The following is a 15,780-nucleotide window of genomic DNA, read 5'->3' on the forward strand; positions in this document are numbered from 1 at the left end:
ATTATGAAAGAAGGCATTAAGGAAATTTTATTTAGTGAAGAGGAGATTAGTATAAGAACTAAAGAATTGGCTAAAATTATTGACGAGGATTATAAGGGGAAAGACTTATTGCTTGTAGGAGTTTTAAAAGGTTCAGTAGTCTTTATATCAGAATTACTAAAGAGATTACATAATCCTTGTGAAATAGATTTTATGGCAATATCTACTTATGGAAAGGAATCAAAAAGTAGTGGCGTAGTAAAAATACTTAAGGATTTAGATAGAAGTATAGAAGGAAAAGAAGTATTGATTGTAGAAGATATAGTTGATAGCGGCATTACATTGAAATATTTAATGTCTTATTTAAGTAGTAAAGGTGCATCTTCAGTAGAAATTGTTACATTATTAAATAAATCTGCTAGAAGAGCTGTAAATGTTAATGTAAAGTATATAGGTTTTGAAGCACCAGATGGATTTTTAGTAGGATATGGTTTAGATTATGCTGAAAAGTATAGAAATTTACCTTTTATAGGTATATTAAAAGAAGAAATATATAGTTAAAAAGTACTAGATGAAAGGGGGGCCTTGGATGAAAAAATATTCAAGTGCAACTATTTGGATAATAGGATTGTTGTTGTTTTTTGCAATAGCAACTTTCATGCTTGATGGAAGCAGTGTGTCAAATAGAATGGTATATAGTGATTTTCAACAAAAGTGGATTAATGATCAGGTTGAAAGTATAAATGTAAATTCTGATAAGATGACTATTGAGGTAACAACACGGGATGAAAATAAGTATACGGTATATGCACCAAGTTCTATGATTGAATTTTTAAATGAACAATATCCTAAAGATGATATTAAAATAGAATATGTTGCACCGTCTAATAGCAGTATATGGGTAAGTCTACTTCCTACTATAATGATAATTATATTGTTTGTAGTATTTATCTTCTTCTTTACACAACAGTCACAGGGTGGAGGAAGCAGTGGAAGAGGAGTAATGAACTTTGGAAAAAGCAAAGCTAAGATGGTTACTCCTGATAATAAGAGGGTAACTTTTGATGATGTAGCAGGAGCTGATGAAGAAAAAGCAGAATTAGAAGAGATTGTTGACTTTTTAAAGCAACCAGCAAGATATGTAGAAATGGGAGCAAGAATTCCTAAAGGAGTTTTATTGGTTGGGCCTCCAGGTACTGGGAAAACACTTCTAGCAAAAGCAATAGCTGGAGAAGCAGGAGTACCTTTCTTTAGTATTTCAGGATCAGATTTTGTTGAAATGTTTGTTGGTGTTGGTGCATCAAGAGTAAGGGATTTATTTGAACAGGCTAAAAAAAATTCTCCATCATTAATATTTATAGATGAAATAGATGCTGTGGGAAGACAAAGAGGTGCTGGTCTTGGTGGAGGACATGATGAAAGAGAACAGACATTAAATCAATTACTAGTAGAAATGGATGGTTTTGGAGCTAATGAAGGTATTATAATGATAGCTGCTACTAATAGGCCTGATATATTAGATCCGGCTCTTTTAAGACCAGGAAGATTTGATAGACAAATAATGGTTGGTAGACCTGATAGAAAAGGTAGAGAAGCTGTATTAGAAGTTCATACTAAGAAAAAGCCGTTAGACAACGATGTTAGTTTGGATGTTCTAGCAAAAAGAACTCCAGGATTTAGTGGAGCTGATTTAGAAAATCTAGCGAATGAAGCTGCACTTTTAGCTGTTAGGAAGAACAAAAAGAAAATAGGCATGGATGAATTTGAAGAAGCTATAACAAGAGTAATAGCAGGGCCAGAAAAGAAAAGTAGGACAATAAGTGAACATGATAGGAAGCTTACTGCTTATCATGAAGCAGGTCATGCTGTAGTAATGAAATGCTTAAAAAATTCAGATCCTGTGCATGAAATAAGTATAATTCCAAGAGGTATGGCTGGTGGATATACAATGCATCTTCCAACAGAGGATAGGACATATACATCAAAAGAAAAGTTATTAGATGAAATGGTTGGACTTTTAGGTGGTCGTGTGGCTGAAAAACTAATTTTAGGAGATATAAGTACAGGTGCTAAGAATGATATTGATAGAGCAAGTTCCATTGCCAGAGCTATGGTTATGGAATATGGTATGAGTGATAAAATAGGAACTATATCATATGGTAGTGATAGCAATGAAGTATTTTTAGGTAGAGATTTAGGAAGAGGAAGAAACTTCAGTGAAGAAGTAGGAGCAATGATAGATAAGGAAATTAAGAGTTTAATTAGTAATGCTTATAATACTGCTGAAGAGTTATTAAAGAAAAATGTTAATAAGCTACATGCAGTAGCTAGTACTTTGTTAGAAAAAGAAAAAATTGATGGCAAGGAGTTTGAAGAAATTTTTGATGCCAACTAAAAGTAATGAGCTATATCAGGATATATTTTGATATAGCTTATTTTTTTAAGAGAAATTTTAAAATAATAAAGAAAAGACATACATTATATTTTTAAATATATAAAAAGAGTAATAAGAATCAATAAAATACGAAAAATATTATAAAAACTAACAATAATATTCGATTTGGTGTTTTAAATATTTTTTTTCAATGATATAATTAATTATAAAGTTAATTAGTAGTGGAGGTATACTAAATGAAAAGCGATATACAGATAGCTCAAGAAGCTAAGATGAAAAATATAAGAGAAATTGCAGCAGGATTAAACTTAAGTGAAGATGACATTGATCAATATGGTAAATATAAATGTAAAATATCTTTAGATGTACTAGAAAGAAGTAAGGAAGAAAAAAAAGGAAAGCTAGTATTAGTAACAGCTATAAATCCAACACCAGCAGGAGAAGGTAAATCTACAGTAACTATTGGGCTTGGTCAGGCTTTGAATAAAAGAAATAAAAAAGCCATAGTAGCTTTAAGAGAACCATCTTTAGGACCTGTTTTTGGGTTGAAAGGTGGAGCAGCTGGTGGTGGATATGCACAAGTAGTTCCTATGGAAGATATAAATCTTCATTTTACAGGAGATATGCATGCTATAACAACTGCTAATAATCTTTTGTGTGCAGCTATAGATAATCATATACATCATGGTAATACTCTAAGAATAGATGCAAGAAGAATAGTATTCAAAAGAGTTATGGATATGAATGATAGAGCTTTAAGAAACATAGTAGTGGGAATGGGTGGAAAAATAAATGGTTTCTTAAGAGAAGATGGCTTTATGATAACAGTAGCCTCAGAAATAATGGCAATTCTTTGTTTAGCTACTAGCCTGCAAGATTTAAAAGAAAGAATAGGCAATATCATGGTTGCTTATGATTTAGACGGTAATCCAATTTATGCAAAGCAATTAGAAGTTCAAGGTGCCATGACATTATTAATGAAAGAAGCTATTAAACCAAACTTAGTACAGACTTTAGAAAATACCCCAGCAATAATTCATGGAGGACCTTTCGCCAATATAGCTCATGGATGTAACTCTATAATAGCAACAAAAATGGCTATGACTTTAGGCGATGTAGTTATTACAGAAGCAGGCTTTGGAGCAGATTTAGGAGCTGAAAAATTCTTAGATATAAAATGTAGATATGGTGATTTAAAGCCAGAATGTGTTGTTGTAGTAGCTACAATAAGAGCATTAAAACATCATGGTGGAGTAGCAAAGGCTCACTTAAATGATGAAAATGTTGAAGCACTTCAAAAAGGTGTAGTAAATTTAGAGAAACAAATTGAAAATATGAAGAAATATAACGTGCCAGTTGTTGTTGCAATAAATAAATTTGTCAGTGATAGTGAGGCTGAAATTAAATTTATTGAAGAATTCTGTAATGAAAGAGGCGTAAGAGTAGCATTATGTAATGTTTGGGAAAAAGGTGGAGAAGGAGGATTAGAATTAGCAGATATAGTTAGTGATGTCTTAGAAAATAATTCTGCTGACTTTAAAGTTTTATATGATGAAAAAGATACAATAAAAGAAAAGATTGAGACTATTGCCAGAGAAATATATGGAGCAAAAGGTGTAAATTACACTACAGCAGCTTGTAAGCAGATAGAAGAATTAGAAAAATTCAACCTTGATAAGTTACCTATATGTATGGCTAAGACACAATACTCATTGTCAGATAATCCTTCTCTTCTTGGAAGACCAGAAGGATTTGAGATAACAGTTAAAGAAGTAAGAGTATCAAATGGTGCTGGATTTATAGTAGCACTTACTGGTGATATAATGACAATGCCAGGATTACCAAAGGTTCCAGCCGCTAATAAGATAGATATTTTACAAAATGGCGAAATAATAGGTTTATTCTAAAATTTTACAAATATAATACTTGACAAATAATATGTAATTGTTAAAATTAGAGTGTTAATTTAAATTGTTACGTAATATTTGATAATAAATGCAGCTTAAAGGCTGCTTTAATTATATTAAGGTGGTGCTTTTATGATTTTATTAGTAGATGTTGGAAATACTAATATAGTTATAGGTGTATATAAAGAAAATGAATGTATAGTTAGTTGGAGAATCAGCACTGATACGAAAAAAACTTCAGATGAATATTCAATTCAAGTTATGCAATTACTTAATCAATATGATTTAAATCCTAAAGAGGTTAAGGGTATAATAATATCATCTGTTGTACCAAATATAATGCATTCTTTAGAGAATATGGTTAGAAAAAGCTTCAATATTGAACCTATAGTTGTAGGGCCAGGGGTCAAAACAGGAATAAATATTAGATATGATAATCCTAAAGAAGTTGGTGCAGATAGAATAGTAAATTCTGTAGCGGCTCATGATATTTATAAAAGAGATTTAATTATTTTAGACTTTGGAACTGCTACAACTTATTGTGCAGTAACAAAAGAAGGTGATTATTTAGGTGGATGTATATCTCCAGGAGTTAAAATTGCATCAGATGCATTATTTGAAAGAGCAGCTAAACTACCAAGAATAGAATTAGAAGTACCAAAGAGTGTTATTTGTAAGAATACTATAACAAGCATGCAAGCGGGAATACTATATGGGTATATAGGGCAGGTTGAATATATAGTAAGAAGAATGAAAAGAGAAATGAATGAACTTGGAATAGATAATCCATATGTAATTGCTACAGGTGGATTGGCTAATTTAATAGCAAAAGAAACGAATATAATAGATAAAGTAGATTCAAGTTTAACTTTAGAGGGGTTAAGAATTATATACGAAAAAAATAAGGAGTAAAACAAATGAAAATAGGAAACCTTAATTTTGAAAATGGAGTTTTCTTAGCGCCTATGGCAGGTGTAACAGACATTTCTTTTAGAGGATTATGTAAAGAAATGGGTTGTGAACTTGTATATACTGAAATGGTAAGTGCTAAAGCCCTATATTATGGAAGTGAAAACACTAAAAGTTTACTAAGAATAGCAGAAGAAGAAATGCCAGTAGCAGCACAAATTTTTGGAAATGATCCTCAAATAATGGCTGAAATGGTACAAAGGCATTTTAACCCAAGGGAAGATATATGTATTTTAGATATAAATATGGGATGTCCTGCTAATAAAATAACTAAGAATGGTGAAGGTTCAGCATTATTAAAGGATCCAAAGCTAGCCGGAAATATAGTTGAAGCTATAAAAAAAGTTTCCACAAAGCCAGTTACTGTTAAGTTTAGAAAAGGATTTGATAATGAAAATATAAATGCAGTTGAATTCGCTAAAGTTATGGAGTCAGCAGGAGCTGATGCTATTGCAGTACATGGAAGAACTAAACAGCAAATGTACGAAGGTAAAGCTGATTGGGATATAATTGCTAAAGTAAAGCAAAGCGTAAGTATTCCTGTAATAGGAAATGGCGATGTTTTTACAGCAGAAGATGCGCTTAAGAGAAAAAAGGAAACAAATGTAGATGGAATTATGATTGCTAGAGGAAGCATGGGTAATCCATGGATATTTAAACAGATAGATAATCTGTATAAAGGAAAAGAGCCTCTAATTATAACTCCGGAAGAAAAGATAAAAATGTGTATAAGACATTATGAATTAGCTCTTAAATATGATGGAGAGCATAAAGCTGTAAGAGAGATGAGAAAACATTCATCATGGTATATTAAGGGATTACATAATAGTAGTGAAATAAGGAATATAATAAATACTGTAGATGATAGCGCTAGAGTTATGGAAATATTAGAGGAATATAGAGAAAGTTTAAGAAATATAGAAATTATATAATAATTTGTATATAATTATTATAGCAAAAATTATTAAAATGAATATAAATTAATTATCAAGGAATACTATCAGCAAATTATAGGTTTATTGACATATTAAATACGCTGATTTATAATATTTAAAATGATTTCAAGAATAATAATCTATTAAAATAGACATCAGTAAAGTGAATGTTCGAAGGGGAGAAAGATATGAGCCAAACAAAACAATTCATAATGACTTATGAAGGTGTAAAAAAACTTGAAGAAGAGTTAGAATATTTAAAAACTGTAAAAAGAAAAGAAATTACTGAGAAAATCAAAGTAGCTTTAGGATATGGAGATTTAAGTGAAAACTCTGAATATGATGAAGCTAAGAACGATCAAGCATTTACAGAAGGAAGAATTCTTCAATTAGAAAATATGTTAAAGAATGCTGTAGTTGTTGATGAAAGTGAATTACCTAATGATGTAGTATCAGTTGGTTCTATTGTTAAAGTTAAAGATTATGACTTTGATGAAGAGGTAGAATATTCAATTGTTGGTTCAGCAGAAGCAGATCCAATGAATTTTAAAATATCTAATGAATCACCAGTTGGAAGTGCTCTAGTAGGTAAAAAGGTTGGAGATATAGTTGAGGTTTCAGTACCAGACGGAATAAATAAGTTTGAAGTCTTAGGAATAAGAAGAGATTAATTGGAGGGATACTAATGTCAACTGAAGAAATGAATTTACAAGAGCTTGAGTCACAATTTAGTGAACAAGAATCTCTTAGAAGAGAAAAGTTAGTTAAATTACAAGAAGAAGGAAAAGATCCTTTTGATGTATATAAAGTAAAAAGAACTCATTCATCTAAGCAAGTTAAAGATAACTTCGAAGAATTAGAAGGAAAAGAAGTAACTGTTGCTGGAAGAATAATGTCTAAAAGAGGGCAAGGTAAAGTTGTGTTCTCTGATATATATGACAGAGATGGAAAAATTCAGCTTTTCATAAAAATTGATGAAGTTGGAGAAGAAGCTTTAAAACAATATAAGACTAATGATTTAGGTGACTGGGTTGCTGCTACAGGGGAAGTATTTAAAACTAAAACAGGTGAAGTATCTGTTAAAGTTAAAACTGTTGAATTAATCAGTAAGTCATTAAAACCATTACCAGAAAAATGGCATGGGTTAAAAGATCCAGATTTAAGATACAGACAAAGAGAAGTTGATATTATAACTAATCCAGAAGTAAAAGATACTTTTATAAAGAGAAGTCAAATAATAAGTGGAATAAGAACATTCCTAGATAATAGAGGATTCTTAGAAGTTGAAACTCCAATGCTTGCTACTATAGCTGGTGGAGCTTCTGCAAGACCTTTTATTACTCACCACAACACTTTAGATTTAGATATGTTCTTAAGAATTGCTCCAGAATTATATTTAAAGAGATGTATTGTAGCTGGTTTTGAAAAAGTATATGAATTAGGAAGAACTTTCAGAAATGAAGGTATGTCAGTAAGACATAATCCTGAATTTACTATGATTGAATTATATCAAGCATTTGCTGATTACAATGATATGATGGAATTAACTGAAAACATGGTTGCAGAAGTATGTAAGAAGGTAAATGGAACTACTAAGGTTACTTATCAAGGAGCAGAAATAGACTTCATGCCACCTTGGAGAAGAATAACTATGGTTGATGCTGTTAAAGAATATGCAGGAGTTGACTATAATGAATTTAAATCTGATGCAGATGCACAAGCTGTTGCTAAGGAAAAAAATTTAGAATTCTCTAAGCCGTTAAATACTGTAACTAAAGGTGAAGTGTTAAATGCTTTATATGAGGAATTCTGTGAAGAACACATGATTCAACCAACATTTATCATTGATTATCCGGTAGAGATTTCTCCTTTAACAAAGAAGAAGAGAGGAAATGAAATGTTTACTGAAAGATTTGAAGGATTCGTATTTGGTAGAGAATTATGTAATGCATATTCTGAATTAAATGACCCAATAGTTCAAAGAGAAAGATTTGCTCAACAAGAAAAAGAAAGAGAACTTGGTGATGATGAAGCTTACATGATTGATGAAGAATTCATGAGTGCTTTAGAAACAGGTATGCCACCAACAGGAGGATTAGGAATAGGTATCGATAGATTAATAATGTTCTTAACTGATTCAGCATCAATAAGAGATGTTATACTATTCCCAACAATGAAACCATTAAATAATAATTAGTATTTTAAAGGGGCTGTTGCAAAATGATTTTTAATCATTTTGTAGCGGCCTCTTTTTTTAAATGTAAAAATCTTCTGAACCCATGATCTTCCTTAATTACCCCAAATGTACCCTCTGCTTGAATAGACCTATTCATTCTTAGTATTATTCCTTATTTTCATTAATTATTTTATTTAAATCATCAATTATTTCTGAATATAGAGTAACATTTAAGCTATCGCTATCGGTAGCGTAGCACTTACCAAACTCTTCGTTTATTTCATTAACTTTTTCAATCATTTTTTTCTTAAGTTTTCTTTCAAATTTATCAACACTTTTCTTCCAAACAAATGAGTATTTATTTGAATTGGCTTCTATCTTAGTCCCATTAATAAATATATTTTTATAGTCTATTTCACCTAACTCACCTAATTTCATCACAAATTGATAAAATAAATTTTCACAACATTTTTTTAATCTACCAGTTCTAAATCTTGATATAGTTGAGTAGCTAGGAGATTTTTCGCCTTGTAGTAACCACATAAAATTTATATCTCTTTTACATGCTTTTTCTATCTCTCGTCAACTGTGAATATCATTTAAGTTTGCATAAACTAATACCATAAAAAGAGTCTTTGGTGAGATTGCTGGATTTCTACCATTTGTAGAGTATGCATTATATAATTCTGAATAATCTAGTCCCTCCAATACTGTGCTTAGCAATCTAACAGAATCAGTTTCTGGTATCATAATTTCTAGATCTATTGGCAATACTAATTGTTGATTAGTATTGTATAAACTGAATATGTTCATAATTTAAGTTTATGCAAAAAAGGTGGATTCTATCAAATCCACCTTTTCCCATATAATCGGCTAGTTGCTTTTGCAACAGCCTCATTTTTTTATTTAATTGTTCTAAATTCATATCCTTGACTTTGTAAATATTCAATTATTCTTGGAAGAGCTTTTACAGTTTCTTCTTTTCCATAAGTATCATGCATTAATAAAACAACACTATCTGCATTAGGTCCTAAAGCTTCTACACTTTCTTTAGTACATTGTACTAATTGATCTGCATTTTTCTTTGGACCTTCAGCATCTTTATCTAAGGCATTCCAGTCTACATTGTAATATCCGTCTTGTTCCATAGCCTCTTTCATAGCTGTACGCCCATCCCATGACCAATATCCACCAGGTAATCTAATAACTCTTGTTGTAAAGTCTTTTCCTAGTACCTCTTTCATTGCATTTTCATTTTTTTGAAGGTCAGATACAATATTATTTACATTCATAACTTTATTAGGATATAAGTATGAATAATTATGACTATATGTATGATTTCCTATTGCATGTCCTCTAGCAACCTCCTTTTTTAGTAATGCTTTTGCTTGATCATTAGCATCTATTGATGTTCCTAAAACAAAGAATGTTGCCTTTACATTATATTTATCTAATACATCTAATACACCTGGCGTATTAGTCGGTGATGGACCATCATCAAAAGTTAAATAAACAACCTTTTTACCATCTGTTCTTACTGGATATGTCTTAGTTCTATTTAAAAGTCCTTTAGTATTTGCTGCAACAACAGCTGCATCATCTGCATTAGGGTCCTCTTCAAAGGATGTATACCCACTATTATCTAATTTAGGAGTTTCTATTTCCTCCTTATTTTCTGTTTCTTCAGTATTATTGGATTGTTCACTATCACTTGTCCTATTATTTTCCATTTGTAAATTTTGATTTTCACGTTTAGGAATAAATTTAACTCCTACAAATACTGTAATTACTATTAAAATACGTATTGCTAATATTGCCCTTTTTCTTTGCCTTTTCTTCTTTTTATTAAATCTTTTTTTCTTATGATTCATTATTTTATGTTTCCCTCCACAACTTTTTGTCTAATTCATTTTATTATAAATCTGCTCTTTTTTCTAATAATACTATACAACATATCTATATATAAATTCGTTACAAAAGTTTTTGTAATTTATAAGAAAATTATAAGATTAAAAGTAAAATTTAAAAAAAAATTAAAAAAAGGGGTTGCATTTTTAAAAATTACTATATATAATATTCATTGTGGTAACGTTCCGCGATAGCTCAATGGTGGAGCACTCGGCTGTTAACCGATAGGTTGGAGGTTCGAGCCCTCTTCGCGGAGCCACTTTAAATTTAAAAGATATAAAATAATAGTATTCCGCGATAGCTCAATGGTGGAGCACTCGGCTGTTAACCGATAGGCTGGAGGTTCGAGTCCTCTTCGCGGAGCCACTTTAAATTTAAAAGACACAAAATAATAATATTCCGCGATAGCTCAATGGTGGAGCACTCGGCTGTTAACCGATAGGCTGGAGGTTCGAGTCCTCTTCGCGGAGCCACTTTAAATTTATAAAGACACAAAATAATAATATTCCGCGATAGCTCAATGGTGGAGCACTCGGCTGTTAACCGATAGGTTGGAGGTTCGAGCCCTCTTCGCGGAGCCACTTTTATTTTAAAAGAGTTTTATATGAACAGATATTATCTGCTTATATAAAACTCTTTTTTTCTTTATAGTATAATTGTTTTAATAAAATTTTAGAGGATACTTGACATATAAATCGCATTTGATAAAATTAAGGTATAATTTAATATATGCAGTGAAAAAGAAGAGTAATTTTAATATATTCTTTTAGAGAGATGATGGCTGGTGAGAATCATTAGAATGTTAAAATGAAGGGAACTTTTGAGCATAGTATGTGAAAGTTGGGCTTATGCCAAGAAGGGTGGAACCGCGGAATGATAATTTCGTCCCTTTATGGTATTAAGGCTTTTTTTAATACATAAAATTATTTTGGAGGTAAAAAGATGGCAGTAGAAAAAACTATGGATAAAATAGTAGCTCTATGTAAAAGCAGAGGGTTTGTATTCCCTGGATCAGATATATATGGAGGATTAGCAAATTCATGGGATTACGGCCCATTAGGAGTAGAATTTAAAAACAATGTAAAAAAAGCATGGTGGAAAAAATTCGTACAAGAAAGTCCTTATAATGTAGGTGTTGATTGTGCAATATTAATGAATCCACAAGTTTGGGTTGCATCAGGACACGTTGGAGGATTTTCAGATCCCTTAATGGATTGTAAAGAATGTAAAGCTAGATTTAGAGCTGACAAGTTAGTTGAAGATCATATGACTGAAAATGGTGCAGAAGTTGCTTCAGCAGATGGTTGGACAAATGAACAGTTAATGGAGTATATAACTAAAAATAACATAGTATGTCCTAAGTGTGGTAAATTAAACTACACTGAAATAAGAAAGTTCAACTTAATGTTTAAAACTTTCCAAGGTATAACTGAGGATTCTTCAAGTGAAATATTTTTAAGACCAGAAACAGCTCAAGGTATATTTGTTAACTTTAAAAATGTTCAAAGATCTTCAAGAAAGAAAGTTCCATTTGGTATAGCACAAATAGGTAAATCTTTCAGAAATGAAATTACACCAGGGAACTTTACATTTAGAACAAGAGAATTCGAACAAATGGAATTGGAGTTTTTCTGTAAGCCAGGAACTGACTTAGAATGGTTTGGATTCTGGAAGGATTATTGCTGGAATTTCTTAATGAACTTAGGTGTTAATAAAGATAACTTAAGAATAAGAGATCACGGACAAGAAGAATTATCATTCTATTCAAATGCTACATCTGATATAGAATACTTATTCCCATTTGGTTGGGGAGAATTATGGGGCATAGCAGATAGAACTGACTACGATCTAAATAAGCATGCTGAACATTCAGGAACAGATATGACATATATGGATCCTACTACAAATGAAAAGTATGTACCATATGTTATAGAACCATCATTAGGAGCTGATAGAGTTACTTTAGCATTCTTAGTAGATGCATATGATGAAGAGGAATTAGAAGGTGGAGATGTTAGAACAGTACTTCATTTACATCCAGCTTTAGCTCCATATAAAGCAGCTGTATTACCATTATCTAAAAAGCTTTCTGAAAAGGCTGATGAAGTGTACTCATTATTAGCTAAGAACTTCAACATAGAATATGATGAAACAGGAAGTATTGGTAAGAGATATAGAAGACAAGATGAAATTGGTACTCCATTCTGTATTACTGTTGACTTTGAAACAGAAAATGATGGATGTGTTACTATAAGACATAGAGATAGTATGACTCAAGAAAGAGTTAAGATAGAAGAATTAAATGATTTTATAGCTAAGAGTTTAGAATTTTAGTTAAGGGAGAGAAGCTTTAAGCTTCTTTCTTTTTTTGCATGAAAATTCATGTAAATTAATGGAAATAATTATGGAATATAATTTTCTATAATGTTATAATTATAATAAATTTTAAAATGAAGCTATATTAAATGAAAAAGAAAATTGGTGTGGAGGAAAGATGAAAAAAGATTTTCAAGAATTTAAAAATTATATAAAAGGAAAAAAAGTAGCAGTAGTAGGAGTTGGAGTAAGCAACATACCTTTAATAAAATTTTTAATAGAATTAGGGGCTAGTGTTACTGCTTTTGATAGAAATACAGAAGAAAAGTTAGGAAGTGTAGTTGCTGAATTTAAGACGCAAGGTGTGGAGTTCCAGCTAGGAAAAGGTTATTTGGATAAACTTATAGGTTTTGATGTTATATTTAAGACCCCATCTATGAGAATTGATAATAAAGAGCTTTTAAAGGCAAAAGAAGAGGGAGCATATATAACTTCAGAGATGGAAGAGTTCGTTAGATATTGTAAAGGTAAGGTTTATGGAGTAACAGGTTCAGATGGAAAGACAACAACAACAACAATTATTTCAAAATTGTTAGAAGCACAAGGGTATAAAACTTGGGTTGGTGGAAATATAGGAACTCCTTTATTTTCTAAGATAGAAGAAATTAAAGAAGATCATATGGTAGTTTTAGAACTTTCAAGTTTCCAGCTTATGACAATGAACCTTCCTATAGATGTAGCAGTAGTAACTAATTTAGCACCAAATCATTTAGATATGCATAAAAATATGGAAGAATATATTAATGCTAAGAAAAATATATTCTTACATCAAGAGAGTCAGGATATATTAGTATTAAATTGTGAAAATGAAATTACTAATAGCTTTAGAAATGAAGCAAAATGCAGAGTAAGGGATTTTTCATCAAGAGTGAGATTAGATTATGGAGCTTCATATGAAAATGGAATACTATATCTAGATGGAAAAGAAATATGTAGAAGAGAAAATATAATAATAAAGGGAATGCATAATGTTGAAAACTTTCTAGCTGCTTTTGAAGCTACAAGAGATGATGTAGATAATTCAACAATGAGAAGAGTTGCTGAAACATTTCAAGGCGTAGAACACAGATGTGAATTTGTAAGAGAATATAAGGGAGTAAAATACTACAATGATTCAATAGCATCAAGTCCTACAAGAACTTTAGCAGGATTGAAATCTTTTGATACACAAGTAATCCTTATAGCTGGTGGATATGATAAGCATATATCATTCGATGTATTAGCTAAAGAAGGCTATCCTTATATAAAATCATTAATTCTTTTAGGTGCTACTAAAGAATCTATTAAAAAAGAATTTGATAAGGTTATAAAAGCTGAGAAGTTAAATATGCCTATATATATGGTAAAGACTTTAAGAGAGGCTGTAATGACAGCTAAGAGAATAGCTAAGGAAGGAGATATAGTTACTTTATCACCAGCATGTGCATCATTTGATATGTTCCCTAACTTTATGGTAAGAGGTAACAACTTTAAGGAAATGGTAAATAAGATAAAATAAAAGCAGGTTTTCCCTGCTTTTATTCATATGCTGTAAAATAACTTTTATTTATATTGATACCTTGCTTAGAAAACATTCCGCTTTCTGTAAGATAATAATCGCTTATGGCATCATTTATACGAGGCGTTTTTCCTATTACATTTAATTTATCATCAATGGAGAAAGAATAAAGATGATTTGAATGTTCTAGACTGATGAAATAAAAGGATTCATTATGATGCTTTAAATTTGTACCCTTTAATAAATCAATTCTTTGACTTTTTTTTGATGATAGATTTAATGAATATAGATAGTTATCTTCGGCATTTATATAAATTATAAAGTTTTTATATGTAGCAAAACTATCTACGCCTGTGCTGGTAAGTTTTTGTCTTCCAGAGCCATCTTTTTTTATTACATATAATGATAAATTATCATTTAAGTTTTGATAAAGTATATATTCACCGTTAACGATGAAGGAACCACATTTATCTGAAGATAGTTGTATGGAAGTGTTATTTTTTGTATTATAACATCCAAGAGTGTCACCCATAGCTTTATTTATATAAATTATATCATTTGCTGAACTAGCTATTTTACTAAAGCTATCAGACGAAACTAATGTTATTGATTTTTTTTCATAATCTAATTTATATAAGTTATTATTTTCTGATGTGTTTGTAAAGTATATTATATTATCAATAGAGGTCATAGATTCTACTGAATAATCATAGATATCTTGTATATTTTCATCTTCGATATAATTTTTTGATAATGATGAAGATGTTACTGAAAGTTTATTGTTATTATTGCTGTCTGAAAAGAATAGCAATTGTCCAATGGATATAAATTTACTATAGGATAAGTCAGAGGCAATAAAATTTAAGTTTTGAGTACTTTCATTATAATTAATTGTTTTAGATGGCAATGTTACTTTAGTACTTGAATAAGAACTACTTTCTGCATTAGATGAAGTTTTGGAAGTTGAATCAGTAGTAGTTGGATCGCTAGCTTTACTACACCCTATTAATAAAACACAATAAATTAAAGGTATTAAAATTAGTTTTTTCAAAATATAAGCCCTCCTACAATTTATATCTTAATATATACTTAATTTTCGTAGTAATTGATGTTTAACTTTAAGGAATAGATGATTATTATGAATTATGAGATTAAATCAGTAACACCGTTCCAGGTGTATCTATATATGAATTTGTTAGAAAAATAAAGATATAATGAGTATATAAAGAATAAATAATCAAAAATAATAATAAATAAGTTTATATAGCCTATTTAAAATGTTAAGATAATAAGCGTTCCAGGGAGCAAACAAACTTCCTCGAAAGAAAGGTTAGCATGTAGAAAAAAGTTCTAAAAAAGAATTTAAAAAAATATGTTGACAGATGAAAACAGAAATGTTATCATAAAAAAGCAGTCGAGAGACGCGAGATGATCTTTGAAAATTAAACAGAATATAGTTAATATAAAACCAGCAATTCTTTTAAGTCTTATAAAGACTCAAAGTAATTTGAGCAAAACAGATTAAACTTTTTATTGAGAGTTTGATCCTGGCTCAGGACGAACGCTGGCGGCGTGCCTAACACATGCAAGTCGAGCGAATGAAGTTCCTTCGGGAATGGATTTAGCGGCGGACGGGT

At 30.6% G+C, this 15,780-nt stretch carries 11 protein-coding genes, 4 tRNA genes, 1 rRNA gene, 1 pseudogene and 1 other annotated feature; of the genes and pseudogenes, 14 read left to right on the forward strand and 3 right to left on the reverse strand.

Annotated elements, in window-relative coordinates:
* Positions 1-3 precede the first annotated feature (3 nt).
* From hpt to lysS, 7 genes are all read left to right on the forward strand, one after another.
* Entirely contained in the window at positions 4-540 is a 537-nt protein-coding gene (gene hpt / locus H8R92_RS11190; protein WP_022211403.1) for a hypoxanthine phosphoribosyltransferase, read from the forward strand.
* 28 nt (positions 541-568) lie between these two features.
* Positions 569-2,374, forward strand: a complete 1,806-nt coding sequence (gene ftsH, locus H8R92_RS11195; protein WP_186835488.1) for an ATP-dependent zinc metalloprotease FtsH — start codon at positions 569-571, stop codon at positions 2,372-2,374.
* A 236-nt stretch (positions 2,375-2,610) separates the two neighbouring features.
* Complete coding sequence (locus H8R92_RS11200; RefSeq protein WP_186835489.1) at positions 2,611-4,281, forward strand: formate--tetrahydrofolate ligase; 1,671 nt, start codon at positions 2,611-2,613, stop codon at positions 4,279-4,281.
* A gap of 132 nt (positions 4,282-4,413) precedes the next feature.
* Positions 4,414-5,193 (forward strand): type III pantothenate kinase, encoded by a 780-nt coding sequence (locus tag H8R92_RS11205; RefSeq protein WP_022211406.1) that lies wholly within the window; start codon positions 4,414-4,416, stop codon positions 5,191-5,193.
* 5 nt (positions 5,194-5,198) lie between these two features.
* Positions 5,199-6,182: a tRNA dihydrouridine synthase DusB gene (gene dusB, locus H8R92_RS11210; protein ID WP_022211407.1), complete on the forward strand. Its 984-nt coding sequence runs from the start codon at positions 5,199-5,201 to the stop codon at positions 6,180-6,182.
* 191 nt (positions 6,183-6,373) lie between these two features.
* Positions 6,374-6,856 carry a transcription elongation factor GreA gene (gene greA / locus H8R92_RS11215; protein ID WP_022211408.1) on the forward strand — a complete coding sequence of 161 codons (483 nt, stop codon included), beginning with the start codon at positions 6,374-6,376 and terminating at the stop codon, positions 6,854-6,856.
* A gap of 14 nt (positions 6,857-6,870) precedes the next feature.
* Positions 6,871-8,382 carry a lysine--tRNA ligase gene (gene lysS, locus H8R92_RS11220; RefSeq protein WP_022211409.1) on the forward strand — a complete coding sequence of 504 codons (1,512 nt, stop codon included), beginning with the start codon at positions 6,871-6,873 and terminating at the stop codon, positions 8,380-8,382.
* Between the two features lie 278 nt (positions 8,383-8,660).
* Here the strand turns inward: lysS and H8R92_RS13610 are convergent.
* Together H8R92_RS13610 and H8R92_RS11240 are read right to left on the reverse strand one after the other, a co-directional pair.
* Positions 8,661-9,174: pseudogene (locus H8R92_RS13610) on the reverse strand (transposase); the annotation flags it as partial.
* Between the two features lie 89 nt (positions 9,175-9,263).
* Positions 9,264-10,232: a polysaccharide deacetylase family protein gene (locus H8R92_RS11240; protein WP_022211413.1), complete on the reverse strand. Its 969-nt coding sequence runs from the start codon at positions 10,230-10,232 to the stop codon at positions 9,264-9,266.
* Between the two features lie 221 nt (positions 10,233-10,453).
* Here H8R92_RS11240 and H8R92_RS11245 point away from each other — a divergent pair.
* From H8R92_RS11245 to murD, 6 genes are all read left to right on the forward strand, one after another.
* A tRNA-Asn gene (locus H8R92_RS11245) sits at positions 10,454-10,528 on the forward strand.
* Between the two features lie 32 nt (positions 10,529-10,560).
* Positions 10,561-10,635 (forward strand) — tRNA-Asn (locus H8R92_RS11250).
* Between the two features lie 32 nt (positions 10,636-10,667).
* Positions 10,668-10,742, forward strand: a tRNA-Asn gene (locus H8R92_RS11255).
* A gap of 33 nt (positions 10,743-10,775) precedes the next feature.
* Positions 10,776-10,850: transfer RNA gene (locus H8R92_RS11260), tRNA-Asn, on the forward strand.
* A 144-nt stretch (positions 10,851-10,994) separates the two neighbouring features.
* Positions 10,995-11,162: a binding site (T-box leader), on the forward strand.
* Positions 11,163-11,211: 49 nt separating this feature from the next.
* Complete coding sequence (locus H8R92_RS11265) at positions 11,212-12,603, forward strand: glycine--tRNA ligase (RefSeq protein ID WP_022211414.1); 1,392 nt, start codon at positions 11,212-11,214, stop codon at positions 12,601-12,603.
* Between the two features lie 160 nt (positions 12,604-12,763).
* Positions 12,764-14,143, forward strand: coding sequence for a UDP-N-acetylmuramoyl-L-alanine--D-glutamate ligase (gene murD / locus H8R92_RS11270; protein ID WP_022211415.1), 1,380 nt, complete (start codon positions 12,764-12,766; stop codon positions 14,141-14,143).
* 19 nt (positions 14,144-14,162) lie between these two features.
* On the opposite strand, the gene H8R92_RS11275 is transcribed toward murD, so the two are convergent.
* A complete protein-coding gene (locus H8R92_RS11275; RefSeq protein WP_022211416.1) occupies positions 14,163-15,194 on the reverse strand; it encodes a DUF5050 domain-containing protein in 1,032 nt (343 codons plus the stop codon).
* 478 nt (positions 15,195-15,672) lie between these two features.
* Between H8R92_RS11275 and H8R92_RS11280 the strand changes: the two genes are divergently transcribed.
* Positions 15,673-15,780 (forward strand): 16S ribosomal RNA (locus tag H8R92_RS11280); the annotation flags it as partial.

Origin of the sequence: Clostridium lentum (genome assembly GCF_014287815.1) — a bacterium.
Taxonomy (GTDB): Bacteria; Bacillota; Clostridia; order Clostridiales; family Clostridiaceae; genus Clostridium; species Clostridium lentum.